Annotated in this window: 22 protein-coding genes; 13 read left to right on the plus strand and 9 right to left on the minus strand. The window is 45.0% G+C overall.

Going from position 1 to position 25,098, the window contains the following annotated elements; all coding sequences use genetic code 11:
* The first annotated feature begins 262 nt into the window (after positions 1-262).
* From thiI to rlmM, 5 genes are all read left to right on the plus strand, one after another.
* Entirely contained in the window at positions 263-1,711 is a 1,449-nt protein-coding gene (thiI, locus tag AB4167_RS15900) for a tRNA uracil 4-sulfurtransferase ThiI (protein ID WP_029235325.1), read from the plus strand.
* A 671-nt stretch (positions 1,712-2,382) separates the two neighbouring features.
* A complete protein-coding gene (locus AB4167_RS15905; protein WP_012604639.1) occupies positions 2,383-3,291 on the plus strand; it encodes a transcriptional regulator GcvA in 909 nt (302 codons plus the stop codon).
* The gene (locus tag AB4167_RS15910) at positions 3,284-3,907 is read left to right on the plus strand and encodes an alpha/beta fold hydrolase (RefSeq protein ID WP_102319949.1); all 624 of its coding nucleotides are present in this window, start codon (positions 3,284-3,286) and stop codon (positions 3,905-3,907) included. The genes AB4167_RS15905 and AB4167_RS15910 overlap by 8 nt, the downstream gene beginning before the upstream one ends.
* Positions 3,897-4,295: a DUF423 domain-containing protein gene (locus AB4167_RS15915; protein WP_102319950.1), complete on the plus strand. Its 399-nt coding sequence runs from the start codon at positions 3,897-3,899 to the stop codon at positions 4,293-4,295. The genes AB4167_RS15910 and AB4167_RS15915 overlap by 11 nt, the downstream gene beginning before the upstream one ends.
* A complete protein-coding gene (rlmM, locus tag AB4167_RS15920) occupies positions 4,292-5,383 on the plus strand; it encodes a 23S rRNA (cytidine(2498)-2'-O)-methyltransferase RlmM (RefSeq protein ID WP_136981665.1) in 1,092 nt (363 codons plus the stop codon). The genes AB4167_RS15915 and rlmM overlap by 4 nt, the downstream gene beginning before the upstream one ends.
* A gap of 78 nt (positions 5,384-5,461) precedes the next feature.
* Here the strand turns inward: rlmM and xni are convergent, their stop codons facing one another.
* The 5 genes from xni to queF form a co-directional block, all read right to left on the minus strand.
* Complete coding sequence (gene xni, locus AB4167_RS15925) at positions 5,462-6,235, minus strand: flap endonuclease Xni (protein WP_136981666.1); 774 nt, start codon at positions 6,233-6,235, stop codon at positions 5,462-5,464.
* A 93-nt stretch (positions 6,236-6,328) separates the two neighbouring features.
* The gene (gene ppnN / locus AB4167_RS15930; protein ID WP_017060771.1) at positions 6,329-7,693 is read right to left on the minus strand and encodes a nucleotide 5'-monophosphate nucleosidase PpnN; all 1,365 of its coding nucleotides are present in this window, start codon (positions 7,691-7,693) and stop codon (positions 6,329-6,331) included.
* Between the two features lie 243 nt (positions 7,694-7,936).
* Complete coding sequence (locus AB4167_RS15935; RefSeq protein ID WP_017069497.1) at positions 7,937-9,502, minus strand: GGDEF domain-containing protein; 1,566 nt, start codon at positions 9,500-9,502, stop codon at positions 7,937-7,939.
* Positions 9,503-9,620: 118 nt separating this feature from the next.
* A complete protein-coding gene (locus AB4167_RS15940; RefSeq protein ID WP_136981668.1) occupies positions 9,621-11,879 on the minus strand; it encodes a tetratricopeptide repeat protein in 2,259 nt (752 codons plus the stop codon).
* A 58-nt stretch (positions 11,880-11,937) separates the two neighbouring features.
* Positions 11,938-12,783, minus strand: coding sequence for an NADPH-dependent 7-cyano-7-deazaguanine reductase QueF (queF, locus tag AB4167_RS15945; RefSeq protein WP_017060768.1), 846 nt, complete (start codon positions 12,781-12,783; stop codon positions 11,938-11,940).
* 131 nt (positions 12,784-12,914) lie between these two features.
* On the opposite strand from queF, the gene syd reads away from it, so the two are divergent.
* Together syd and AB4167_RS15955 are read left to right on the plus strand one after the other, a co-directional pair.
* Positions 12,915-13,460, plus strand: coding sequence for a SecY-interacting protein (gene syd, locus AB4167_RS15950; RefSeq protein WP_017063346.1), 546 nt, complete (start codon positions 12,915-12,917; stop codon positions 13,458-13,460).
* A 4-nt stretch (positions 13,461-13,464) separates the two neighbouring features.
* Complete coding sequence (locus tag AB4167_RS15955; RefSeq protein ID WP_017060766.1) at positions 13,465-14,241, plus strand: Zn-ribbon-containing protein; 777 nt, start codon at positions 13,465-13,467, stop codon at positions 14,239-14,241.
* A 120-nt stretch (positions 14,242-14,361) separates the two neighbouring features.
* Here the strand turns inward: AB4167_RS15955 and AB4167_RS15960 are convergent, their stop codons facing one another.
* The 3 genes from AB4167_RS15960 to metN all read right to left on the minus strand — a co-directional run bounded on the left by AB4167_RS15960 (position 14,362) and on the right by metN (position 16,945).
* Positions 14,362-15,171 carry a MetQ/NlpA family lipoprotein gene (locus AB4167_RS15960; RefSeq protein ID WP_017060765.1) on the minus strand — a complete coding sequence of 270 codons (810 nt, stop codon included), beginning with the start codon at positions 15,169-15,171 and terminating at the stop codon, positions 14,362-14,364.
* A 66-nt stretch (positions 15,172-15,237) separates the two neighbouring features.
* Positions 15,238-15,921 carry a methionine ABC transporter permease gene (locus AB4167_RS15965; protein ID WP_017060764.1) on the minus strand — a complete coding sequence of 228 codons (684 nt, stop codon included), beginning with the start codon at positions 15,919-15,921 and terminating at the stop codon, positions 15,238-15,240.
* Complete coding sequence (gene metN / locus AB4167_RS15970; RefSeq protein ID WP_372136746.1) at positions 15,911-16,945, minus strand: methionine ABC transporter ATP-binding protein MetN; 1,035 nt, start codon at positions 16,943-16,945, stop codon at positions 15,911-15,913. Before metN ends, AB4167_RS15965 begins: the two co-directional genes overlap by 11 nt.
* A gap of 207 nt (positions 16,946-17,152) precedes the next feature.
* On the opposite strand from metN, the gene gmhB reads away from it, so the two are divergent.
* From gmhB to treC, 5 genes are all read left to right on the plus strand, one after another.
* Entirely contained in the window at positions 17,153-17,737 is a 585-nt protein-coding gene (gene gmhB, locus AB4167_RS15975; protein ID WP_017060762.1) for a D-glycero-beta-D-manno-heptose 1,7-bisphosphate 7-phosphatase, read from the plus strand.
* A 112-nt stretch (positions 17,738-17,849) separates the two neighbouring features.
* Positions 17,850-18,191 carry an MliC family protein gene (locus tag AB4167_RS15980; protein ID WP_017060761.1) on the plus strand — a complete coding sequence of 114 codons (342 nt, stop codon included), beginning with the start codon at positions 17,850-17,852 and terminating at the stop codon, positions 18,189-18,191.
* A 91-nt stretch (positions 18,192-18,282) separates the two neighbouring features.
* Positions 18,283-19,227: a trehalose operon repressor TreR gene (treR, locus tag AB4167_RS15985; RefSeq protein WP_372136747.1), complete on the plus strand. Its 945-nt coding sequence runs from the start codon at positions 18,283-18,285 to the stop codon at positions 19,225-19,227.
* Positions 19,228-19,432: 205 nt separating this feature from the next.
* Positions 19,433-20,857, plus strand: coding sequence for a PTS trehalose transporter subunit IIBC (gene treB / locus AB4167_RS15990; RefSeq protein ID WP_372136748.1), 1,425 nt, complete (start codon positions 19,433-19,435; stop codon positions 20,855-20,857).
* Between the two features lie 141 nt (positions 20,858-20,998).
* Entirely contained in the window at positions 20,999-22,684 is a 1,686-nt protein-coding gene (treC, locus tag AB4167_RS15995) for an alpha,alpha-phosphotrehalase (protein ID WP_372136749.1), read from the plus strand.
* A gap of 181 nt (positions 22,685-22,865) precedes the next feature.
* Here the strand turns inward: treC and AB4167_RS16000 are convergent, their stop codons facing one another.
* Positions 22,866-23,468 carry a YitT family protein gene (locus tag AB4167_RS16000; RefSeq protein WP_017060757.1) on the minus strand — a complete coding sequence of 201 codons (603 nt, stop codon included), beginning with the start codon at positions 23,466-23,468 and terminating at the stop codon, positions 22,866-22,868.
* A 347-nt stretch (positions 23,469-23,815) separates the two neighbouring features.
* Between AB4167_RS16000 and glyA the strand changes: the two genes are divergently transcribed.
* Positions 23,816-25,066 carry a serine hydroxymethyltransferase gene (glyA, locus tag AB4167_RS16005; protein ID WP_017066387.1) on the plus strand — a complete coding sequence of 417 codons (1,251 nt, stop codon included), beginning with the start codon at positions 23,816-23,818 and terminating at the stop codon, positions 25,064-25,066.
* Positions 25,067-25,098 lie beyond the last annotated feature (32 nt).

The following is a 25,098-nucleotide window of genomic DNA, read 5'->3' on the forward strand; positions in this document are numbered from 1 at the left end:
GGCCTCCTCCTACTCGATTGCTGGTCTTCAATGGTTCTCTCTGCGGCATTTATGTCGTTTCGAAACCTGCTACTGTTAATAACAAGCGGTTTAATGATGGTGTTACAGCAAGCACTCTTTTCCTTGCTTCACTTTCTCATGTATAATTCGCGCCCTTAGATTTAGATATGATCTATTCTTGCTTCAAGTGCTGTGTAAATTCTCTAATTTACTTGGCGATGAGCGTTTTCAAAATTTTGAACATTAATGTTGTGAAAGTACTATGAAATTTATTGTTAAGCCCCATCCGGAAATTTTTGTAAAAAGTGAATCGGTGCGTAAGCGCTTCACAAGGATTCTAGAGTGCAACATTCGTAACGTTATTCAACGTCGCTGTGAAAGTGTTGCGGTATTCAACCGTCGCGATCATATTGAAGTGACGTCTGAGAGTGACCAGTACTACGCAGAAGTGTTAGAGGCTCTGACTCACACTCCAGGTATTCACCACTCTCTTGAAGTTCAACAGTCTGAATTCAAAGACTTGCACGATATTTACGAGCAAGTACTAGAACGCAGCCGTGCTGACATTGAAGGCAAGACTTTCTCTGTACGTGCTAAGCGTCGTGGTAAGCATGACTTTACCTCTATTGAACTTGAGCGCTACGTAGGCGGCGGTCTAAACCAAGCAGTTGAGTCAGCGAAAGTTCGACTTAAGAACCCTGATGTAACCGTTAAGGTTGAAGTGGCTAACGACAAGCTAAACCAAGTTCTAGCTCGTCACAAAGGCCTCGGTGGCTTCCCTCTTGGTACTCAAGAAGATCTACTGAGCTTGATCTCTGGCGGCTTTGATTCTGGTGTTTCAAGCTACCTGCACATCAAACGCGGCTCTAAGGTTCACTACTGTTTCTTCAACCTTGGTGGCCCAGCGCACGAGATTGGTGTTAAACAAGTGGCTCACTACCTATGGAATAAATACGGCTCATCTGCAAAGGTGAAGTTCATTTCTGTAGACTTTGAACCTGTGGTTGCTGAAATCCTTGAGAACGTAGAAGACGGCCAAATGGGCGTTGTTCTTAAGCGTATGTTCATGCGTGCTGGTGGTATGGTTGCAGACAAGTTCAAGATCGAAGCGTTGGTTACTGGTGAAGCACTAGGTCAGGTATCAAGCCAAACGCTAACTAACCTGCGTCACATCGACAACGTGACAGATACTTTGATTCTTCGTCCGCTTATCAACTGGGATAAAGAAGACATCATCGACCTTTCTCGTATCATCGGTACTGAAGACTTCGCTAAGGTAATGCCTGAGTACTGTGGTGTTATTTCTAAGAAGCCAACAGTGAAAGCGAAGAAAGGCAAACTGGAAGCAGAAGAAGCTAAGTTTAACTTTGAAGTGCTGGATCAAGTGATCGAGAACGCTCGTGTTATGGATATCCGTGACATCGAGAAAGAGAGCCAAGAGCAAGCGCCTGAAGTTGAACAAGTTCAAGCTGTTGCTGAGCACGCTATCGTTCTTGATATCCGTAGCCCAGAAGAAGAAGACGAAAGCCCATTAGAGATCGAGGGTGTTGAAATTAAACACATCCCATTCTTCAAGCTTTCGACTCAGTTTGGCGACCTAGACCAAGCGAAAGAGTACTTGCTGTACTGTGACCGTGGTGTAATGAGCCGTCTACAGGCACTTTACCTACAAGAGCAGGGCTTCCATAACGTTAAGGTTTACCGCCCATAGTGGTGTGTTGACCAAGCGTTAATCATTTTGCAAAGCCGTTTACTGAAAAGTAAGCGGCTTTTTTATTTTCTATTGTGAATGATTTACAGTAGTCAGACAGAGGCGTGAGTTTGGGCGTGCTATCGTCATGCTCAGCTTTGAAATTTTTGATTGATAGAAAGAGTGTGTTCTAAACGGGTTTATAAGTACCGAAGAAGTGTGAGTATCTTGAAGTATTCTGTTACTTTTTAGTGCAACTCAATGGTGCTATTTGTATGTGTTCAGTTGATTATTTGAGTGGGTGTCTGATTCTGTGATTGGCGATGAAAAATAATAAAGATTAATTAGCACAGCTATTGATAAACTTGTTGTTACATTTCTTTGCACATAAAAAAACACCGCCCATAAGGCGGTGTAAACAAATTTGACAGACAGGTCAAAATAAATACAGGAAGTACATGCCTCGTTTCAGTATAAACTGCAACAAAACATTTGGTAGAACTCTACCCAACTCGAAAAGAACGAGTTTGCAAACACAACATCGCAGGAGCTAAGCCAATTGATTCTAGAGAGAATCAAGCCGTTCAGGCTAGCTGCTGCGGGATGAAATATAGAATTTCTCTGGCTGCTAGGCAATGGACAAATTATAATGTTTCAGATAAAAAAAACTAATGCTTATTTAGAGAGTAACTATGTCTCGTCGATTACCCCCATTAAACTCGCTAAGAGTGTTTGAAGCTGCAGCTCGACACTTGAGTTTTACGCGTGCTGCAGAAGAGTTGTTTGTTACTCAAGCGGCAGTCAGTCATCAGATCAAAGCGCTTGAAGAATTCTTATCTTTGAAGCTGTTTCGCCGAAGAAACCGCTCTTTGCTGCTAACTGAAGAAGGTCAAAGCTACTTCTTAGATATCAAAGATATTTTCACATCACTAGCAGAAGCGACAGACAAAGTGCTGGAGCGAAGTGAGAAGGGCGCATTGACCATCAGTTTACCGCCGAGTTTTGCTATTCAATGGTTGGTACCAAGGCTCGCTGACTTTAATCAGCAAGAGCCTGATATTGATGTAAGAATCAAAGCCGTTGATATGGATGAAGGCTCGCTAACCGATGATGTAGACGTCGCTATCTATTATGGCCGAGGTAATTGGTCGGGGCTTAGAGCCGATAAGCTTTACCAAGAATACTTGATCCCTCTTTGCTCACCTTCCGTGCTGCTAGGAGTAAAACCATTAGAATCTCTCAGTGATTTAGCATGTCATACGCTATTGCATGATACTTCTCGAAAGGATTGGAAACAGTTCGCTAAGCAAAATGGCATCGATGGGGTAAACGTTAATCACGGCCCTATCTTCAGTCACTCAACCATGGTGCTGCAGGCAGCGGCTCACGGCCAGGGCATTGCTCTGGGTAACAACGTGTTGGCGCAGCCTGAAATCGAAGCGGGTCGTTTGATTGCGCCTTTTGATGAAGTGTTGGTGAGTAAGAACGCCTTCTATGTGGTTTGTCATGAGAAACAAGCCGACATGGGTCGTATTGCTACCTTCCGCGACTGGATGCTAGCGAAAGCGCAAAGTGAACAAGAGGACTTACTCGATGAATAACGTCATCATTGATGGTGAAGACAATCCCATCACCTTTATCTTTGCCCATGGTGCTGGCGCAGGCATGGAGCATGAGTTCATGCAGTCGGTAGCCAAAGGGTTAGCCTTTAAAGGGATACGAGTGATTCGTTTCAACTTCCCTTACATGATTAAACGTGCTGAAGATGGTAAGCGTCGTCCACCTGACAGAGCGCCTAAGCTACTTGAAGCCTATCAAGAGATTATTGAGCAGGTTGATGCCGATAAGCTTGTGATTGGTGGTAAGTCGATGGGAGGGCGTATGGCGAGCCATTTGTCTGAACTTGATAAGGTGGCCGCAATGGCGTGTTTAGGCTTTCCTTTCCACCCACCAGGTAAACCCGAGAAATACAAAGGTGAGCATCTGGCTGAGTTAGCAAAGCCATGCCTCATTTTACAAGGTGAGCGCGATACCTTTGGTAAGCGTGAAGAGTTTGCTGATTTTGATCTGTCTGATTCTATTCGTGTTGAATTTATTCCCGATGGCGACCACAGCTTTAAACCTCGTAAGAGTTCTGGTTACACCGAGCAGCAGAATATTGCGTTAACCGTTGAGAAGTTATCAGCGTTTATCAAAGAGGTACTCAATGAGAAGTAAGTATTTACTCACGTTTGCTGGCATCTCTGGTGCGGTTGCTGTGATGCTTGGCGCCTTTGCAGCTCACGGTTTGAAAGCTATCTTGTCTGAATATCTGCTAGGCGTGTTTGAGACGGGTGTTCAGTACCAATTTATCCATACTCTAGCGATATTGGCGTGTGGCGCTCTGCTGCAGATGAAACTTGGCGCTAAATCACAAAAATATTTTTTCATTGCGGCAATTTGCTTTATCATCGGCATCCTTTGTTTTAGTGGCAGCCTTTATGGCTTGGCACTGACAGGAATAAAATGGTTTGGCCCTATCACTCCGTTTGGTGGTCTACTATTTATCATTGGTTGGGGAGTCTTCTCCTTCGCTGCTTTGAATATAAAAGAGGTAACTCAGTGAAACACGTACTACTTTATTGTCGCTCTGGTTTTGAAAAAGAATGTGCTGGCGAAATTCAAGACAAGGCAACACAACTGGAAGTGTTTGGTTTTCCTCGCCTAAAGAACAATACAGGTTTTGTATTGTTTGAATGTTACCAAGCAGGTGAAGCGGACAAGTTGATCAAAGAGATCGATTTCCAATCACTGATCTTTGCTCGTCAAATGTTGGCAGTGGCTGTTGAAATTAAAGACCTGCCAACCGATGACCGTATTTCTCCAATTCTTGAGGCGCTTTCTGAGAAAGAAGGTTTCCCTCGTTGTGGTGATATCCGTATCGAAACGCCAGATACTAACGAAGCAAAAGAGCTTTTGAAGTTCTGCCGTAAGTTTACTGTGCCGATGCGTCAAGCGATGCGTGGCAAAGGCCTGATGACAGCGAAAGATAATGCTAAGAAGCCTGTGCTTCATTTATGCTTCATCGCTCCGGGTCACTGCTTTGTGGGTTACTCTTACCCATCGAACAACTCACAGTTCTTTATGGGTATCCCTCGTCTGAAATTCCCATCAGATGCACCAAGCCGTTCTACATTGAAGCTAGAAGAAGCATTCCACGTATTCATCCCTCGTGATGAGTGGGACGAGCGTCTGGCTCCAGGTATGTGGGGTGTTGACTTAGGTGCGTGTCCAGGTGGTTGGACTTACCAATTGGTTAAGCGTTCGATGTTCGTTCACTGTGTTGATAACGGCATGATGGCAGACAGCCTAATGGAAACGGGTCAAATTAAGCACCACATGGTAGATGGCTTTAAGTTTGAACCAGATCGTAAGAACGTAACTTGGATTATCTGTGACATGGTTGAGAAACCAGCTCGTGTTGCACACCTTATGGGTGAGTGGATCATCAAAGGTTGGGCGAAAGAAGCACTGTTCAACCTTAAACTGCCAATGAAAGGCCGTTACGATGAAGTACTGCAAGATATCGAGAACCTAAAAGTGTTCCTTATTGAGAACAAAGTGAAGTTTAAGATGCAGGCTAAGCACCTTTATCATGATCGCGAAGAGATCACGGTTCACATTCAGGCGCTTTCAAACATCTCACCGCACTAATATTTACGTTAGCGTGTCAGTGAAAAAATGCTCCTTTAAGGAGCATTTTTTATATCAATATCGTCGAGTCACAGCGAGTTAAACTTTCGCTTCGTAACGAATGTCTTGCAGGTTGAATCCAAGGTCAATATCGGTTTTGAGTGCAGAGACTTGCTTGCACACACGTGCTGATTCAATGTGTTCATCAAACTTCTTACGATATTTCTTCGGTAAGTCTTCCGCCTGAAAGGCCGCTTCGATATCCGGGTAAGTGGTTAAGATTTCTTTTGCAGCTTTTGGTCCTATACCTGGAATCCCCGGTACTTGGCTAGAGCTCACACCGGTTAAGCCCCAGTAATCTGCAAGCTGCTCAGGTTTAACGCCAAACTCAGCTTCGATAAAGGGTTTGTCTAGCCAGCGGTGCTGGAAGTAATCTCGGATCTGAAGCGTTGGTGACAACAGTTGGCAGTAGCCCTTATCCGTCGAGACGATGGTGACGGTTTCTCCGTGGTCAGCCACTTTCTTTGCCAGTGTTGCGACGAGATCATCCGCTTCATCGCCATCAGACAGCAGTGAATCAATGCCTAACTCCCACCAAGCTTGTTGAATAACATCAAGGCCTTTCATCAATGGTTCTGGCATCGGTTTACGATTCTGCTTATAAGCAGGAAGCACATCTGCGCGCCAGCCACGGTCTTGTAAATGGTGATCAAATACCGCGATGATGTGGGTGGGCTTTGATTCATTCAGAATCTTATTGAGAGTGCGAATTGTGGTGGTAATGGTTCTTGCTATATCGGTTGGATCCGGCTGAACAGAGTGCACGCGTCGGATGAGGTTTAAGGCATCGATAATAACAAGATGGATAGACATAAGTTTCCACTAAATAGGCAATAAAAAAGGGGCTGCTAGCCCCTTATAGTAACGTATCACTTGGTGAGTTGAAACGTTGGTAACGTAAACGCCTTAATCACGTGAGGCGATTTTATAGCAAGGCACGTAGTCGGTCCCTCCCGGTAACTTCATTCGATGTTGCTCAACAAAGTCATTCAGCAGTTGGTCCATCTTGGTCATTAGCTCTTTGTCGCCATCAATTAGGAATGGGCCGTGCTTCTCGATCTCCAGAATACCCTCTGCTTTGACGTTACCAGCCACAATGCCTGAGAACGCTTTACGTAAATTAGCGGCTAGGCTTTCTGTTTTTTGGTCCATATGAAGATCAAGCGCCGCCATAGATTCGTGTGTTGGGTCGAATGGCAGTTGGAACTCAGGCTCAATATGCAGTGACCAGTTGTAGCTGTAGGCATCACCGGTCTCTTTACGGTGAGAACGCACATCTGGCATCGCTTGTTTCATGATTTTCGCAGCGCGTGCTGGGTCATCAATCACGATCTCGTAATGTTTCTGAGCATCAGGCCCTAGAGTTTCCCCAATGAACTTATCGATTGAGCGGAAGTAAGCCTCACTCTCTTTCGAGCCCGTTAACACAATCGGCATTGGCTGTTCGGCGTTATTCGGGTGCATCATGATCCCTAAGATGTACAGCAGCTCTTCGGCCGTGCCGGGGCCGCCTGGGAAAATGATGATGCCATGTGCCATACGAACAAACGCCTCAAGACGCTTCTCAATATCTGGCATGATCACCAGTTCGTTGACGATTGGGTTTGGTGGCTCAGCCGCAATGATCGAAGGCTCGGTAAGCCCAAGATAACGATGATCGGTGTAACGCTGCTTCGCGTGACCAATGGCAGCCCCTTTCATTGGGCCTTCCATTGCACCCGGTCCACAACCGGTACAGATATTCAGTTCACGGAGGCCGAGCTCATTACCGACTTCACGAGTGTATTGGTATTCGCTGGCATTAATAGAGTGACCACCCCAACATACAATCAGGTTAGGCTCGATGCCTGGCGTCAACGCACCTGCATTTCTCAAGATACCAAACACAAGGTTAGTAATGTGAGTGGCATTAGTCAGGTTGAGCCTTTGGTTATCGGCTAAGTGCATGTTGACGTAAACAATGTCACGCAGCACTGAAAATAGGTGCTCTTGAATACCCTTGATGATTTCACCATCGACAAAGGCATGCTCTGGTGGGTTGCTTAGTTCGAGCTTAATACCACGCTCACGGCGAACGACTTCGACATCGAACGACAGATATTTGTCGAGCAACTCTTTGGAGTTGTCGGTATGGCTACCCGAGTTCAGGACCGCTAACGTACAGTTGCGATACAGTTGGTACAGATCACTAGACGCGGTTTTCTTAAGACGCTCAACCTCAAGTTGAGAGAGTAAATCCATGCTACCGGCAGGGCTGATATGAGTGATCATAGTGCCTCCTTGTTGAAAAGAGCAGGGGACGTTGAAGTGACCCTCTGGCTCGAGAGTGAGAAGCAAACGTTGAAAGTGTTTGGTTAAAGGTAGGAGAGAGTTAACCAGACGAAACGGATACGACAGCGTTGCTTGCCATTAATGCTTGTTAAGCGAATGTTAATCATTAGCTTAGCAAACATTGAGGGAAATGGTATGTGATAAGTATTTGAAAAAATGAAATAAATTAAATCTAGGGCTGGCCTAGTGCCAAACAAGTTGGTTGGTACCGCGTTGTTTTGCTTTATTTAGAGTCTTATTGAGTCGCTCTAGCACTTCTTCAGGTGTATCTGACTCTTTAAACTGAGTACTTGCCGCGCATAAAGTGATCGTGATTTGCTGGTCACGGAATTTAAAGGGCAGGCGGCTTACTTGAGTTTGAATGTTCTGAATCACCTGATGGCAATATTCATCGGTTTGCTCTGGCAGCAATAACACAAACTCTTCACCTGAAAAACGTGCCACAGTATCGGTGGTGCCTGCTTCTTTGGTAATAGTTCTTGCGATGATCTTGAGTGCTTTGTCGCCCGCGGTGTAACCAAAGCTATCGTTAATTGCTTTGAAGTTGTCGATGTCGAGCAGTACTACGCGTAGCGAGTGTTGCGCGCGGATCCAGCGGCGATACTCAAGCTCTAAGCGATCAGTAAAGGCAGTGCGATTGTAAACCTTGGTTAGAGGATCAAGCAGCATACGCTGAGCCTGATCTTCCAAGCGCTTACGGTAATCTTGCGTCACTTCATAGAGTGAATCTAACTGAGTCTTTCCGTAACTCATTCTCTCTATCAGAGCTTGTTCTTTTTGCTCTGCGTGGTTCAGCCTTTCCGAAAGAGAGGCGATTTCACTGAGTAGCGGATTAATCGACAGCTTTAAACTATCAATATCTTTCGCTTTATCTACCGAGCTTTGGCTTCTAGTGACTAGTTCATTTAACTCAGAGTTTAGACCTTGTCGGTGCTCAAAGTAGCTCTGGCTCTGGTCGGCATTTTGGTCTGCCGTTTTGATGCTGGACGCTAAAGAAGAATTAAGCTGATCGATGAATTGTTCAGACTTCTTACGTTCTAGGTTGGTGCCTTCAATAACCAGTTTGAGGATCTGAAGTGTTAGCTCAAGTAGGTTTTGTGTGGAAACACCAAGCAGCAGCTTCGCTCGAATATCGGTAAGCAGATCACCCGATTCACCCTCGAAGTCGAGTTCAGTGATCAGATGTTGTAGTTCGTTTGATAGGTCGGAAAGGAGCTCTTGTTCCGGAGAGTGCGCAGCGTCAGCAAAATGGGTGCGTGAGTTATTCGCCATAATCTTTATGGCACGCTCATAAATACCGAGAAGTTTCATGGCGTGGTCGACTTTCTGACTGCCATTGCATTCGGAGAAGCTAAGTAAGTTTCGTAGGTCGCGTTTGAGCTGTGCTGGAAGGCCAGTTATGCGCTGCAGCGTTTCCCCACTGTGCTTAATGCTATCGTCCAGATACCCGTTCTGTTTATCCATAGCCAACGTTTTCTGTTTAAGCATCCTTTCTAATACTGCCAGTTTTGGGATCATTGAGCTAATGTCTTTTTGCTTTTCTAGCTCTTCCCTAAGGGCAATGAGGTTTTCATCTAAATGGCTGTTACTACCAACACATGCATCACTTAAAGACGTGACGATACGCTTTAGAACTTTCTGTTCTCTAATAAACTTGAACGAGGTGTCTCTTTGCGTCAAACGGACCTGCTCCAACTGAGATTTCAGCTGGTGGAGTTGCGCCTGAATGTCTTTTTCAAGAATGCCCATAGATGTATTTATTAGCGCCGCGTAGACCGATCTCGATCATTTTGATGAAATTCCGTTACATCGATAATAACAAAACTAAAAATAAGGTCACGACTTGCTGCTCTTAACCGCTCGCAAATCAGTCATCTTTTAGCATTTTTTTGATGTTGTCCTCATTCTGGTACGAGGATTGTATTTTTATTAACCCTTGATTAATCGCATGTTTACACGCTTCTCTTATGTTACCAGTTGCAAGGCTCGCTGCTGGTGCATTATCGATAGCTTTTAGATAGACCCATTGGCTACTGCGCTCTTTGAGACTGATCTCACGGGCGAGATTGGTCGACATCAACAATACGTCGAGCAGCTCTTGATCGTTAATTGCGGTGTAAGCGCGTGGCAAGAATGGGTAGTCAGCGATGCCCATACGGACCGTTCGGTTGATGTTTCGCTCTGTTTCGAAGTCATTCACCCAAGACTGAATCTTTCTGAACATGTCCTCAGGCGACAAATCACGGTCCGCGTTTGGCTCGATATAAAGCAGGTTCGCATCCGAGAAGTGGTAGACACGAGCTGGGCCTTCAAGCTTAGATTTTAGGAATTCACCGAAAGCGTCTTCCAGTTCTAGACCGGCTTTGTAACCGTTCTGCGTGTACATATTGCGTAAGAACGGTAAATCAATCATCACGAAGCGTAAGCGGTCGTTGAGTGGCTCATGAATCAATTCGCCAAGTTGCCACTGTTCGAAGGTCTGGCTGGTTTGTTCTAGCGAATTGGACAGCTTGGCATTGAGCATTCTGAGGTTCGGGAGCTTAGATCGTGAGTGCGTAAATAGGTCGGTGCGCAGTGAGTCCACTTCTTTGGCTAAGGTTTGAATGAGGTAGCCACGGCGAAGCACAAAGAAGAACAAGATAATACTGAACAAGAATAGGGCGAACGATATTTTCTGGAACTTGCGATGCTCTAGTTTGTACTTTTCTAGCTCTTGCGCTTGGCCTGCGTAGTGCAGGGTTTGTTCGGCAAATTCTTTCTGTTGACGGAACGCGTCTTCGCCAACACGGTTGAGTTTTTGCTGCTCTAGAGAGACAAGGCTGTTGTATTGCTTGAGGTTTGCCAATGCTTGCTGTGGACGACCTGCCTGTTCATAACCCAAAGAAAGTAAGTAGTACGAGCGTTGTGAAAGGCGCATGTTCTCTATCTGGCGTGAGATCTCAAGTGCACGTGTCGCATGCTTTATCACGTCTTCGCTTTCTTGTAGGTGATACGCTAACCCTGCAGATAACAGTGCAGCACGGCCTTCCAGCTTTGGAATGTCGGTATATTCCAGCAGCTCAAGGGCACGGGTTAGGTACTGTTCTGCTAGAGGGTAGTTATAAAGGCGTAAGTAGGTCGCCGATAGACTTAGTCGGATATCAATGACTTGGTGGATATCTCGGTCAGTGCTTTCGTGATCAAGAACGTTGAAGAAGTGTACCAAGGCAAGGTTATATTTCCCTTGATAGAAGTACACATCCCCCATTTTCTTAAGCACTTGTGCTAAGACAGGCGAGTTTTCAAAGTTGTCATAGAAATCAGCGGCTTGAGATAGGTGTTCTAACGCTTTATCCAACACTTGGCGCTCAAAGAAAAGCTGCGCAAGTAGGCGGTTGACCTTGGCCAAACGTGAACTTAGATTGCCCTCTACTGATTTCCAGTAGCCATACAACAACTCGGATAACGCGTGGTTGTACTCTTTGTGAGTCAGATAAAACTCGCCGATGGAGATATGGTAGTCGATGGTGACTTTTTCAGAGTAACGTTGATCGAGATAGGTTTTGGCTTCTTGATAGAACTTTTCGGCTTCATCGATCTTGTTGTCGTAAGAGGCGATGTCGGCTTTCAACATGATCAAGCGATAGGTAATGCCTTCCGTTAAGCGTAAGGTTTTATTCACCGACTCTAGATTTGTTTCAATGTTAGTGAGCTCTGATTTTGCTTTGGCTGATTTTCTATCACTCAGCCAAAGTAAGCGAACTTTTAGGATCTGAAGATCTATTTTTAGGTAATCAAGCTTATAGGTTTGCGCTAGCTCGGAGGCTTTGTCGATGTGCTGAATCGCAATACGCATATTGCCAAGGTTGTATTCCGCTTTGGCTAAGATCTTATACGCATCGATACTGCTGTTTGGTGTTCGAATCGAGGAGTCTGTCTCTTCGCGAGAAATAGCTGAAGGGCTTTTCTCGCGTTGATCAGAAAGGACACGCAGCGTTAGGTAGCTGTTGGCCATTTGTTTTGCTTGGCTCGGATCGATCTCAACCAAATTATTGGCTTCATTGAGTAGCGCCGACGAATAAACCGACGCATTGACCGATGTGCTTAAGCTTAAAATAAATAGACTAACAACGTATAACCAACGCATTTCAATGTCCCTTTAAAGATTTGGTAGGTTCAAATAAGTGTGGGTGGTTCTCGCCTGATTATTGGCGAGCCATACGCTTATTGTGGCTTGGTCTATCTTGCTCTGTTGAACGGTATGGGTTGATATCCAGACCACCACGACGTGTGTAACGTGCGAACACAGTTAGCTTCGAAGGTGCACAGTATTTCATGATGTCAGTGAAGATACGCTCAACACATTGTTCGTGGAATTCATTGTGCTCACGGAAAGAAACTAAATAGCGTAGCAGAGCTTCACGGTCAATTTGCTTACCAGAATATGCGATCTCAACGCTGCCCCAATCCGGTTGATTGGTGATCAAACAGTTCGACTTCAATAGGTGGCTGTGCAGTGTTTCTTCAACGTCTTGTTCGCCAGCAGCGCCTTCAAGCAGCGACGCTTCAAAGTCGTAGCTAGTGATTTGGATGTCTTGGTTGTCGATACAGTCACCTTCCATCGTCACGATAGGTTGGTTAGTGTAGTCGGTTACTGAGTTTACATTCACAATCACCGTTTCGCCTGCACATGCCGACAAATCTTGGGTCAGGCGCTCGGTTACTTGATCCCAGTTTTCAAATTGAGTCTGGTTGTAGCTGTTCAGGTACAGCTTGAAAGATTTTGATTCAATTAAATTTGGGCTGGTTGCTGGGATGAAAACTTCACCGACAGCCACTTGTGGTAGACCATTGGTGTTTAGCCACGAAAGCTCGTACATCGTCCAAATATCATGACCAACAAAAGGCAGCTCGCCGTTTAGCGCAAGATCATCGCGATTAAGGCTACGAGGCACTGGTTGCAATAAACTTGCATCGTATTGGTTAGAGTACTCAGTTTTTTGGCCAAGGGTTAAACCCGCTAGCTCTTTTGCGTCAGAATATTTGCTCATACTTTCGTTTCAAATTCGATTAGAATGGGGTCGATTTTACTGAATCCCCCTTACCCTGTCATTAAGTCATCGCTTAATCGGCGCGGAAAGGGCTCGGATTCTATTTATTATTTTGTGTTTAGGAGATTTTCATGACTCAACGTGCTCAAGACGCACTACTTTCTTTTAGTCAGCGATACGTTGACGCGTGGAAGCAGAAACACCAAAGCTTACCTCGTAATGAGGAGTTGGTGGACATCGTATCGCCATGCGTAGAAGAAAAGAGTGGCGATGCCGTGTTGTGGAAGCACTATCCACGTGAGCAATTCGCGGATTTCACCAACGTTGAAACCGGTATTGAGTTGACTCTGCATGAAGACATCAAAACTTTCTACGGCGCACAATTCAGCGCAGATATGAACGCAACTTTCGATGGTAACGAATTGACTCTGTTACAGATTTGGAGTGATGAAGACTTCGAATGCCTACAAGAAAACATTTTGGGTCACCTAGTAACTCAGCGTCGCTTGAAGCTAAAACCAACGGTTTTCATTGCCGCGACCGATGCTGAGCTGGATGTTATCTCTATCTGTAACCTAACGGGTAACGTGATTTTGGAGCGCTTAGGTACCAAAAATCGTGATGTGCTCGCCGAGACATTGGCAGAATTTTTAGAAAAGCTACAACCAGCGGTATAAATAGATGTACGTACTAGAACTTCAATTTGAGTGTTTTGATAACACAACGGTAAGCGCTGTCGACAAGGCGGTTAATGGCTTAATGGATGCACTTCGTTATAACGGACAAGTGTTAGGTCGTGAGTTCCCAATCGTGATGGGCGATGGTGAATTCTATGTTCGCGTTGTGTGCCCGGAGCAAGATAGCTTGCACCCGCGTAATCACTCAGACTTTGTGAAAGTGTGTTTTGATCGCTTGTCTAACGCGAGCCTACTAGCGCCTAAAATGCGTTTGCTAGGTCGAGATCTGAACTCAGAAGAAGTGGCAGAAGATGAAACACCAAGCTGGCAGGTGTTATACACGACATTCGTGCACACCTGTTCACCGCTGCGCAGTGGCGATAGCTTGCTACCAATCCCTTTGTATCGCAATCCACCTACCTTCAATGGCGACCATAAAGCCGTGTTGAAATGGCAGACCGAATGGCAAGCCTGTGATGAAGTACAAATGGGTGGTGGTTGTCGCGCGGAACATGCAACGCTAACCGAGATCAGTGACACGAAGAGTGTGCTGTTTAAACGCGGTTGGGGTCTAAGAGGGCGCATTGAGTATCTGACTAAGGTTCCAACCTACTACTACTTATACCGTGTCGGTGGGATCAGCCTGAAAGATGAAAAAGAGCGCAAATGCCCGCAATGTGGTGGTGAATGGCTGCTAGATGCGCCTATCCACGATATTTTCTATTTCAAGTGTGATGACTGCCGATTGGTGTCAAACATCTCTTGGGATCACCTGAAGTAATCGACTTTGTTTCGCTTAAATCTGAGATGCTTTACTTTCTAGCAAATCTTTATCATTAAAAAAGGGGCTGACGTTATGTCAGCCCCTTCGGGTATCTATACAGTGCTGTCGTTTAGTTGATTACCAACCTTTAACGACGCCACCTTGGAAGATGTCAGAAGCTGCGTTGTACACTTCTTCAGTTTGGTAAGCTTTAACGAAGTTTTGTACGTTTTCAGCGTTTAGGTTGTCTTCACGAGAAACGATTAGGTTTACGTAAGGAGAATCTTTGTCTTCAACGAATACGCCATCTTTTTGTGGAGTCAGGTTGATAGAGCTCGCGTAAGTTGTGTTGATGATAGATAGAGCAACATCATCAAGAGAACGTGGCAGTTGAGCTGCGTCTAGTTCAACAATCGTTAGGTTCTTAGGGTTACCCACGATGTCGCGAACTGTAGCTAGAAGACCTGCGCCTTCACGAAGTTCAAGAAGACCTTGTTGCTCAAGAAGAAGTAGAGAGCGACCTAGGTTTGTAGGGTCGTTTGGTACAGCAATACGAGCACCGTCTTGGATTTCGTCTACCGATTTCACTTCTTTAGAGTAACCCGCAATTGGGTAAACAAACGTGTTACCAGCGATAGTTAGCTTGTAGCCACGGTCAGCCACTTGCTGATCTAGGTACGGTGCGTGTTGGAATGCGTTGATGTCGATAGAACCATCATCTAGAGCTGCGTTTGGTGTTACGTAATCCGTGAAAGTAACCAGTTCAACGTCTAGGCCGTATTTCTCTTTCGCTACTTTAGCTGCCACTTCAGCAACTTGCGCTTCTGCACCTGCCATTACGCCAACTTTTACTTTAGAAGTATCCACTTCTTTATCGCCACAACCTGCTAGAACTAGCGCTGAAGCTGCTGCTGCGATAGTTAGTAAACCTTTAAGGTTAAATTTCATAATAATCTCCTTTTAATAAATCTATTTAATTAGGTTCAGACGACTCTACTCTTTATGTGTGAGTCTTTATCTGTGGTCAACACGGCGAACTAATGAATCACCGATTGATTGAATAATTTGTACCAGCACAATCAACATCACTACTGTCACAGCCATGATGGTCACATCGTAGCGGTGGAATCCGTAACGAATCGCGACATCACCTAGGCCACCTCCGCCTACAGTACCGGCCATTGCTGAGTAGCTCACCAGAGTCACTAGCGTAATCGTTACTGAGTTGATGATAGTCGGTAGTGCTTCTGGAAGCAGAACCTTATTGATGATTTGTGTTGGTGTTGCGCCCATTGATTGGGCCGCTTCCACTAGACCTGTTGGTACTTCAAGTAGTGCACTTTCGATAAGTCGAGCCACGAATGGGATAGCGCCAATCGTCAGTGGAACAATCGCTGCTGTTGTACCGATGAAGGTGCCAATCAGCATCTTAGTCAGTGGAATAATCGCAACCATCAAAACTAAGAAAGGTACTGAACGACCCACGTTCACAATCGCACCTAGAATCTTGTTTACTTTGGTGTTCTCTAACAGGCCACCTTTTTTAGTCGTATGCAGAATCACGCCTAGTGGAATACCGACCGCGAAGCCAACAATGCCTGCAACAGCAACCATGTAAAGCGTTTCGCCTGTTGCGCCTAATAGAAGGTTACCGTTAAGGCTGATCCAGTCAGCAATCTCGTTGAAACTAAAGGACATAACCAAGCACCTCTACTTTTACATTGTTGTCGCGTAGGAATTGGATAGCAGCATTATCATCTGCTTCATTACCGAACAGTTCAGCGACCATCATGCCGAACTTCACGCCACCGGCGTAATCAAGGTCAGAACTTAAGATGCTGACATCGATATTGAATTTACGTGCGATTTGCGTCATTAGCGGAGCATCAACCGTTGCACCAGTAAACTCAAGACGCACCAGCGGGTAGCTGCTGTTTACGCGAGTCTCTTGCAAACGTGCTTGGTAATCTTCAGGGATCGTCAGATCCAACGTTGAGCGAATAAACTGATGCGCTAGCTCTGTCTTCGGATGAGCAAAGATGTCACCGACTGTACCTTTCTCTACCAATTCACCGCCGCCAATGATCGCAACCTCGTGACAAATGCTTTTAACCACATCCATCTCGTGTGTAATAAGCAGGATAGTGATGTTCAGCTTGCGGTTGATTTCACGCAGCAGCTCAAGGATAGATTGAGTTGTTGCTGGATCCAATGCGCTGGTGGCTTCATCACATAGCAGTACTTTCGGGTCAGAGGCCAGTGCGCGAGCAATCGCCACACGCTGCTTTTGACCACCACTTAGGTTTGCCGGGTAGGTGTCACGCTTATCAGCAAGGCCAACCAGTTCAAGTAACTCGCTGACTTTCGCTTCAATAATCGCTTTATCTTTACCAGCAAGTTCTAGAGGCAGTGCTACATTGCTAAATACAGTACGAGAAGACAGCAGGTTGAAGTGCTGGAATATCATGCCGATGTTACGGCGCGCTTCGCTAAGTTCTGATTTGCTGAGTTTTGTTAGGTCGATACCGTCAACAATCACTTCACCAGAGGTCGGAGCTTCCAACATATTTACACAACGGATCAGGGTACTTTTGCCTGCACCAGAAGAGCCGATGACTCCAAAGATTTGACCTTGAGGAATGTGGAGGTTGATATCAATTAAGGCATTGATTTCTTTAGTGCCTTGATAAAAAACCTTGTTGACTTGATTCACTTTAATCATAGAGAAACCCGTGCAGGTAGAACAGAATAATATGTCGATAGCTCGCTCGATTTACAGACGATGCTATGGTGTTCTATGATCTAAGTCAATAGATATTTTTACGTCTAGACGGCTAAACGTCGATTGTATGGCTAAGCTAGAAACAAATCGTTAACGAACGCAAAACTAAATAGATAGTGATGAAGCAAATAAAGCGTGTAATAATTAATGATTAATAGAGAGTTGATAGAGAACAAAATTTTGTCTAAACCTGCTGTTTTTTTAGATCGTGATGGAGTGATTAACGTTGATCACGGCTACGTACATGATGAGCATGACTTTGAATACATCGATGGTGTGTTTGAAGCGGCGAAAGCGTTTAAAGATATGGGTTATTTATTGGTGCTAGTGACCAACCAATCTGGTATTGCTCGCGGCATGTTTAGTGAAGACCGTTTTCTTTCTTTAACGCAGTGGATGGATTGGAACTTTGTTGATAATGGTGTCGAGCTCGATGGCATTTATTACTGTCCTCACCACGCTGAGCACGGTATTGGTGACTACAAGCAAGATTGTGAATGTCGTAAGCCAAAGCCAGGCATGTTCATTTCTGCTCGTGACTTTCTGAAGATTGATATGGCTAACTCGGTCATGATCGGCGATAAAGCGGAAGACATGATGGCTGCAGAAGCAGCAGGTGTTGGTACTAAAGTCTTGGTAAGAACGGGTAAACCCATCACTGAAAAAGGTGAAGCGTTGGCTAGCGTGGTACTTGATAGCATTAAAGACGTACCCGCTTTCTTAAAAGGCTAAACGTTTTATTTATCACTAAGGTATGGACCTATCATTAGGCACTTACATTAGGTTTGTTCGAACCTGTGAATAGGCTAAGTGTCGTTGACTATATAAAGATGAGGAACGAAGTATGAAAGCTATGTTGGTAGCATCTCTATGTACAGTAGCATTGGTTGGGTGCTCTAAATCAGCAGCCCCTGAGACTGATAGCGCAACATCGAATGATCAATTCGCGACTTATCAATGTGAGTCTGACGTCTCGTTTGATGTGTCTTACCTTGATAATGAAAAAGCGGTACTACGCTTGCCTGATAATGAATACCGCCTGACTCAAGTTCCAGCGGGCTCAGGAACCAAATACATCTTAGATGATGGCACTTCAGAGATGATTAACAGCATCACTTTGCGCACGAAAGGTGACAATGCGCGTCTAGAACTTGGTCGCGTAGTCTATCGAAATTGCCAAAAGTAAGTCATAGTAAGAACTGCTAGTATTTACAAACAGTTAAGTGAGGGAATCTACCCTCACTTTTTCTTCTCTTCCCTTTAACGTTAGACTTTTTATGAGCAAAAAACTCACTATTCTTGATATTGCAAAGCTGTCCGGTGTTGGTAAGTCAACCGTATCACGCGTTCTGACCAATGATCCAAAAGTGAAACCTGAAACCCGTGAAAGGGTGGAAAGAGTAATTCAAGAATCTGGGTACACGCCTTCAAAATCTGCGCAATCGATGCGCGGTGGCAGCCAAAAAGTCATCGGCGTGATTATCTCTCGTTTGGACTCTCCCTCTGAAAACAAAGCCGTTAGCACGATGCTGGCCGAGTTGTATCGAGCGGATTACGATGTCGTGATCATGGAAAGCCAACTTGATAGAGATAAAGCCAATGAGCACCTGCAAGTTCTAAAGCGTCGTAACGTTGATGGCATTATTGTATTTGGTTTTACTGACTGCGATATTCCGGCAATCGAAGCTTGGGAACACAAAGCGGTGGTGATTGCTCTGGATACCGAGAACGTGACGTCGATTAACTATGATAACCAACAGGTGATCAATAGTGCGTTGGTGCATTTATCGGATCAAGGGATCTCTGACATTGGCTTTATCGGGGTTGATCCTAGTGATAAATCAACCGGTGAACTGCGTCTTAAGGCTTATCTCGATTGGTGTGAAAACACAGGTTCAGTGGCAAACTATCGTACTGGTCAACTTCATCACGAAAGTGCTTATCAGCTGGTGGATGAGGTGTTAACTCCCGCGACTCAAGCGATCGTTTGTGCCAGTGATACGCTGGCTCTTGGTGTAATCAAGCGTCTGCAAGAACTACAACGTGAAGATGTGGTCGTCACTGGCGTTGGTGGTAATGATCTTCTCTCTTTCTTATTCCCACGAGTATTTAGCATTGATCCTGGTTACCAATCTGCAGGTAAGTTGGCTGCTAATCTATTGATCTCTCAGCTTTTAGGCAATTCAGAGATCTCTCATCATACGCAATCTCCTATTCTATAATCCACTCAATTAAGCGAAATTGAACGGCTTAGATTAAAATTAGAGTGTGATCTCTTTCAATTAATGGGATTGTTCCCATTTTAATTTATCATTCATACGGGCATTATAATAACCGTAATTGGGAATGTTCCCATAAATCTAAGTCTGAGTGATTATAGCTTGCATGGTTTAGATGAGTAATTGAATGAAACCAGGGTGGGGTAGTATGAGTAAGATAGCGAAGCAAGACGTTGCGCGTCTTATCGAGTTAGTCGGTGGTAATGAAAACATTGCGAGTGTCAGCCACTGTCTGACTCGACTGCGTTTTGTATTGAACGATACAGAGCAGGCCAACAAAGCTGAACTCGAAAAACTGAAGCTAGTAAAAGGCTGTTTTACTAATGCAGGCCAATTCCAAGTTGTGATTGGCACTGAAGTTGATGAAGTGTACGCACTTCTGATTGAACAGACAGGTAAAGAGGCATCATCAAAAGATGAGGCGAAGCTGGCTGCTCGTCAAAACATGAACTTCCTTGAGCGTGGTATCTCCCATTTAGCCGAAATTTTCGTACCACTGCTGCCTGCCATCATTACAGGTGGTTTGATTCTTGGTTTCCGTAATGTGATTGGCGACATTCGCATGTTCGACGGCAAAACCCTCGTTGAAATCAGTCAATTCTGGGCAACCGTTCACTCTTTCTTATGGTTGATCGGCGAAGCTATTTTCTTCTTCCTACCGGTTGGCGTGTGTTGGGCTACGGTTAAGAAGCTTGGCGGAACCCCTATTTTGGGTATCACGCTCGGTGTGACCTTAGTTTCACCACAACTCATGAACGCATACATGATAGGTAAATCGGTACCTGAGGTATGGGATTTTGGGCTGTTCGTGATTGAGAAGGTCGGTTATCAGGCTCAGGTGATCCCAGCGATGTTAGCGGGTGTGGCTTTGGCGTTCATTGAAACCAATCTTAAGCGTATCGTCCCTGCTTACTTGTACCTAGTGGTTGTGCCATTTGTATCGATTATTTTGTCTGTGATTCTAGCGCACGCTTTCATTGGCCCATTCGGTCGTATGTTAGGCGATGGTGTGGCATTCGCGGCTAAAGCTGCAATGACAGGTGATTTTGCGATTCTTGGTTCAGTGGTTTTTGGTTTCCTATACGCACCTTTGGTTATCACGGGTATTCACCACACCACCAACGCGGTGGATCTGCAACTGATGCAAGACTTAGGCGGGACACCAATTTGGCCTTTGATTGCACTATCAAACATTGCACAAGCATCGGCAGTAGTCGGCATCATTATCTTGAGTAAGCGTGAAGGTGAACGAGATATCTCGGTTCCTGCGGCAATCTCAGCCTACTTAGGTGTAACAGAGCCTGCGATGTACGGTATTAACCTTAAATACAAATTCCCAATGCTGAGCGCAATGATTGGTAGTGCTGTTGCAGCCGCGATTTGTGGCAGCGCAGGTGTGATGGCGAATGGTATCGGTGTCGGCGGCTTGCCGGGCATCCTATCGATTCAACCTCAATATTGGTCGATTTACTTAGTCGCGATGCTGGTGGCGGTTGTACTGCCGATAATGCTGACATTGTTTTTCTATAAACGAGCACAGATGAAAGGCGAGCTAGAAACCGCCAACGCGTAATGCATTGAATAAGCGATGACTCCAAAATGAGTTATCGCTTTTTCTCTTAGTTATAGCTTTTTCTTTTAGTTATAACGGCTATTCGACCATGATTCACATGGTGATTTTTATTTTATATTTTCTGGTAAGTGAGTGTTAGAGATGGCGATGACTGAACATGATGAAAGCTGGTGGAAAACCGCAACCATCTATCAAATCTACCCAAAGAGCTTCTGCGACAGTGGCAGTAAAGGTACTGGCGACATCAAAGGGATCATTTCGAAACTGGATTACCTCAAACATTTGAGTGTCGATGCGATTTGGCTAACCCCGGTTTACGCATCTCCTATGATCGATAATGGTTACGATATCTCAGACTACTACGCGATTAATCCTCAATTCGGCACCATGGAAGACTTCGACTTATTGCTGTCTGAAGCGCACCAACGTGGTATCCGTATCGTGATGGATATCGTGGTAAACCACACCTCGACAGAGCATGCATGGTTTCAATCTGCTTTGGGCGACAAAAACAGCTCTTACCGCGATTACTATATTTGGAAAGATCCCGTAGATGGTCAAGCACCAACTAACTGGCAGTCTAAGTTCGGTGGTAATGCGTGGGAACTAGATGAGGCGACTGGGCAATACTTCCTACACTTATTCGCCAAAGAACAGGCTGACCTCAACTGGGAGAACCCGGTTGTACGTGAAGAAGTGAAAGACGTTATCAGCTTTTGGGCAGAAAAGGGCGTTGATGGTTTCCGCTTGGATGTGATCAACCTGATTTCGAAGCAGCAAGACTTTCCTAATGATGATATCGGTGATGGCCGTCGTTTCTATACCGATGGTCCACGTGTACACGAATACCTGAAAGAGATCAGCGAAGCCGTATTTCAGAAGTACGGCAGCGTGACCGTAGGCGAGATGTCTTCAACCACGTTGGAACACTGCCAGCAATACTCAAACGTTGATAACAGTGAGCTATCGATGGTGTTTAACTTCCACCACCTTAAGGTCGATTACACCAATGGTGAGAAGTGGACCAATGCGCCGTTTGATTTCTTACAGCTCAAATCGATCTTTAACCACTGGCAAACGGGATTGAATGGCAAAGGGTGGGGCGCACTATTCTGGTGTAACCACGACCAACCAAGAGTGGTGAGTCGCTTAGGTAACGATCAGCAATATCGCGTTGAATCAGCCAAGATGCTCGCCGCTTCTGTCCACATGATGCAGGGCACACCTTATATCTATCAAGGTGAAGAGATTGGTATGACCAACCCTGGCTATACTGACATCAGCCAGTATCGTGATGTTGAGAGTACCAATATGTACGACATCATGGTGAACCGTGATGGTGTGGCTCATGAAGATATGATGGCGATTTTGGCGCAGAAGTCTCGTGATAACTCTCGTACACCAATGCAATGGAACAGTGAGCCTTACGCAGGGTTCTCACAAGCTCAGCCATGGCTTGATGTAGCGAATAATTACCCTGGGATTAACGCTGAGCAAGCACTGGAAGACAAAGACTCTGTTTTCTATTTCTATAAGAGTTTGATTGAGTTACGTAAACAAGTGCCAGTGATTACAGATGGCAGCTATCAAGATCTATTACCTGATCACTCATCCATTTTTGCATATGCACGTGAGAACGAAGGGCAAACCTTGCTGTGTATTAACAACTATTATGGTGAAGAGGCGGAGTGCGTTTTACCGGAACGTTTTGATATGACTAAGGCGAAGAGTCTGTTGTCTAACTATCAACAAGCGAACACTTCAGTTGCATTACATCATCAAGTGTTACGTCCTTACGAGACTCGTATTCTCTTGATTGAAGGGTAACCTTGTTTCATTTCAATGAGCCTAATTTTGATTCCCCTTAAAAGATTAGGCTTCTACAAAGGCTTTGGAGTGCTTCCCAAAGCCTTTTTTGTTTTAGTGATGGCTGGAATATCGTGCCTCGAGTCTACTTGCTAGAAGTTTGAGCATCGAGTGCCAGCAACGACAGAGCAGGTAATGAACTTTAAGACGCGTAATTCACCGAGTAGCGAGTTGGTTTGTGGTTCATTGCCAATACGATGTTCAATACTGCGGTGCCTAATACAGATACGGCAATCACCCAAGGTGACACGAAGAAGAACGATGCAAACAGAATACACGCATCAATACCCATTTGTGTTTTGCCTACCGAGATACCGTAGCGGTCTTGGATAAACAAGCACAGTACGTTGAAGCCACCCAGACTTGAGCGGTGACGGAATAGGATTAGCATACCTAAGCCCATTAGTAAGCCGCCGGCAACAGCACAATAGATCTCGTTATGAACTTCTAGCGAGATAACTAAGTATAAATGATCGGCAAACACAGACACTAAAGCACCAGAAATCGCACTGCTAATAGCAAAGCTACGGCCGAATCGTTTCCATGCTAATAAATAGAATGGACAATTGGCAACAAAGTACAAAATACCAAAGGTTACAGGCAAGAATTGACTCAAAAGCAGAGCCAAGCCAGTAGTGCCCCCGGTAAGCAGGTTCGCTGACTGTAAAAAGAAGACGCCTAACGCCACTAAAAACGTGCCAGTGAGAATCGCTACCCAATCTTCTTTACGTGAGTGTTTTTCCATCGTTTTTATAATTACCTAACCAATAAAGGCGTGCATAGTAGAGAAAAACCTTAGCTTTCGGTAGCTTGAGGGGCAAAATTAAGGTAAACCTATGTAATCTGCGTTTTACAGGGTGTAAAGCGTAAAATTGACAGTAAGCGCCATCTTTGGTTGGATAAGCCAAATAACCATGATGAATCTTATTTGTGATTATGAAAAAACTGCATGATAAAATTGCAATTAGCTCTTTATGACCTAGGTCAAATTATGTAGAATGCGTCACATCAAAACGGTGACGGAAACGTTTGCTTTCGGTCGTTGTGTGGTTTTTTTGAAACTTTCAGTACAATCTGAGTCAGGAGATACAGATGCTTAAGCGTGACATGAACATTGCTGATTACGATGCGGATCTATTCGCAGCTATCCAAGAAGAAACTCTTCGTCAGGAAGAGCATATCGAACTTATCGCTTCAGAAAACTACACAAGCCCACGTGTAATGGAAGCTCAAGGTTCTCAGCTAACAAACAAATACGCTGAAGGCTACCCAGGCAAGCGTTACTACGGTGGTTGTGAGTACGTAGACAAAGTTGAAACTCTAGCAATTGAACGTGCATGTGAACTATTTGGTGCAGAGTACGCAAACGTACAGCCTCACTCAGGTTCTCAAGCAAATAACGCTGTATACATGGCACTACTAAATGCAGGCGATACGGTTCTAGGTATGAGCCTAGCACACGGTGGTCACCTAACTCACGGTTCTCCAGTAAACTTCTCTGGTAAGCTTTACAACATTATCCCTTACGGTATCGATGAAGCGGGTCAAATCGATTACGAAGAGATGGAAAAGCTGGCTATCGAGAACAAGCCTAAGATGATCATCGGTGGTTTCTCTGCTTACTCTCAAATCTGTGATTGGAAGCGCATGCGTGAAATCGCTGACAAAGTAGGTGCTTACCTGTTCGTAGATATGGCTCACGTAGCAGGTCTAATCGCTGCAGGCGTTTACCCGAACCCAGTGCCACACGCTCACGTAGTAACTACAACGACGCACAAAACGCTTGCGGGTCCTCGTGGTGGTCTAATCCTTTCTAACGAAGGCGAAGATCTTTACAAGAAGCTGAACTCAGCAGTATTCCCAGGCGGCCAAGGTGGTCCTCTAATGCACGTTATCGCTGGTAAAGCAGTAGCGTTCAAAGAAGCTCTAGAGCCAGAGTTCAAAGAATACCAAGCACGCGTTGTTGCTAACGCAAAAGCAATGGTTGCTGAATTCCTAGCTCGTGGTTACAACATCGTTTCAGGTTCTACAGAGAACCACCTGTTCCTAGTTGACCTAATCAACAAAGACATCACAGGTAAAGAAGCAGATGCAGCACTAGGTGCAGCAAACATCACTGTAAACAAGAACTCAGTACCAAACGACCCACGTAGCCCATTCGTTACTTCAGGTATCCGTATCGGTTCTCCTTCTATCACTCGTCGCGGTTTCTCAGAAGCAGACGCGAAAGAGCTAGCAGGTTGGATCTGTGACATCCTAGATAACATGGGTGATGAGTCTGTTATCGAAGCGACTAAAGCAAAAGTACTAGAGATCTGTAAGCGTCTACCTGTTTACGCTTAATTTTTCTGGCTCAAATAGCTTAATTTCTGTGT

This window comes from Vibrio sp. 10N.286.49.E11 (assembly GCF_041469505.1).
Lineage (GTDB): Bacteria > Pseudomonadota > Gammaproteobacteria > Enterobacterales > Vibrionaceae > Vibrio > Vibrio crassostreae_C.

Coding starts and splice junctions, on each gene's coding strand:
- thiI (WP_029235325.1), top strand. CDS start 263: ATGAAATTTATTGTTAAGCCCCATCCGGAAATTTTTGTAAAAAGTGAA.
- AB4167_RS15905 (WP_012604639.1), top strand. CDS start 2,383: ATGTCTCGTCGATTACCCCCATTAAACTCGCTAAGAGTGTTTGAAGCT.
- AB4167_RS15910 (WP_102319949.1), top strand. CDS start 3,284: ATGAATAACGTCATCATTGATGGTGAAGACAATCCCATCACCTTTATC.
- AB4167_RS15915 (WP_102319950.1), top strand. CDS start 3,897: ATGAGAAGTAAGTATTTACTCACGTTTGCTGGCATCTCTGGTGCGGTT.
- xni (WP_136981666.1), bottom strand. CDS start 6,235: ATGTCTATCCATCTTGTTATTATCGATGCCTTAAACCTCATCCGACGC.
- ppnN (WP_017060771.1), bottom strand. CDS start 7,693: ATGATCACTCATATCAGCCCTGCCGGTAGCATGGATTTACTCTCTCAA.
- AB4167_RS15935 (WP_017069497.1), bottom strand. CDS start 9,502: ATGGGCATTCTTGAAAAAGACATTCAGGCGCAACTCCACCAGCTGAAA.
- AB4167_RS15940 (WP_136981668.1), bottom strand. CDS start 11,879: ATGCGTTGGTTATACGTTGTTAGTCTATTTATTTTAAGCTTAAGCACA.
- queF (WP_017060768.1), bottom strand. CDS start 12,783: ATGAGCAAATATTCTGACGCAAAAGAGCTAGCGGGTTTAACCCTTGGC.
- syd (WP_017063346.1), top strand. CDS start 12,915: ATGACTCAACGTGCTCAAGACGCACTACTTTCTTTTAGTCAGCGATAC.
- AB4167_RS15955 (WP_017060766.1), top strand. CDS start 13,465: ATGTACGTACTAGAACTTCAATTTGAGTGTTTTGATAACACAACGGTA.
- AB4167_RS15960 (WP_017060765.1), bottom strand. CDS start 15,171: ATGAAATTTAACCTTAAAGGTTTACTAACTATCGCAGCAGCAGCTTCA.
- AB4167_RS15965 (WP_017060764.1), bottom strand. CDS start 15,921: ATGTCCTTTAGTTTCAACGAGATTGCTGACTGGATCAGCCTTAACGGT.
- metN (WP_372136746.1), bottom strand. CDS start 16,945: ATGATTAAAGTGAATCAAGTCAACAAGGTTTTTTATCAAGGCACTAAA.
- gmhB (WP_017060762.1), top strand. CDS start 17,153: ATGATTAATAGAGAGTTGATAGAGAACAAAATTTTGTCTAAACCTGCT.
- AB4167_RS15980 (WP_017060761.1), top strand. CDS start 17,850: ATGAAAGCTATGTTGGTAGCATCTCTATGTACAGTAGCATTGGTTGGG.
- treR (WP_372136747.1), top strand. CDS start 18,283: ATGAGCAAAAAACTCACTATTCTTGATATTGCAAAGCTGTCCGGTGTT.
- treB (WP_372136748.1), top strand. CDS start 19,433: ATGAGTAAGATAGCGAAGCAAGACGTTGCGCGTCTTATCGAGTTAGTC.
- treC (WP_372136749.1), top strand. CDS start 20,999: ATGGCGATGACTGAACATGATGAAAGCTGGTGGAAAACCGCAACCATC.
- AB4167_RS16000 (WP_017060757.1), bottom strand. CDS start 23,468: ATGGAAAAACACTCACGTAAAGAAGATTGGGTAGCGATTCTCACTGGC.
- glyA (WP_017066387.1), top strand. CDS start 23,816: ATGCTTAAGCGTGACATGAACATTGCTGATTACGATGCGGATCTATTC.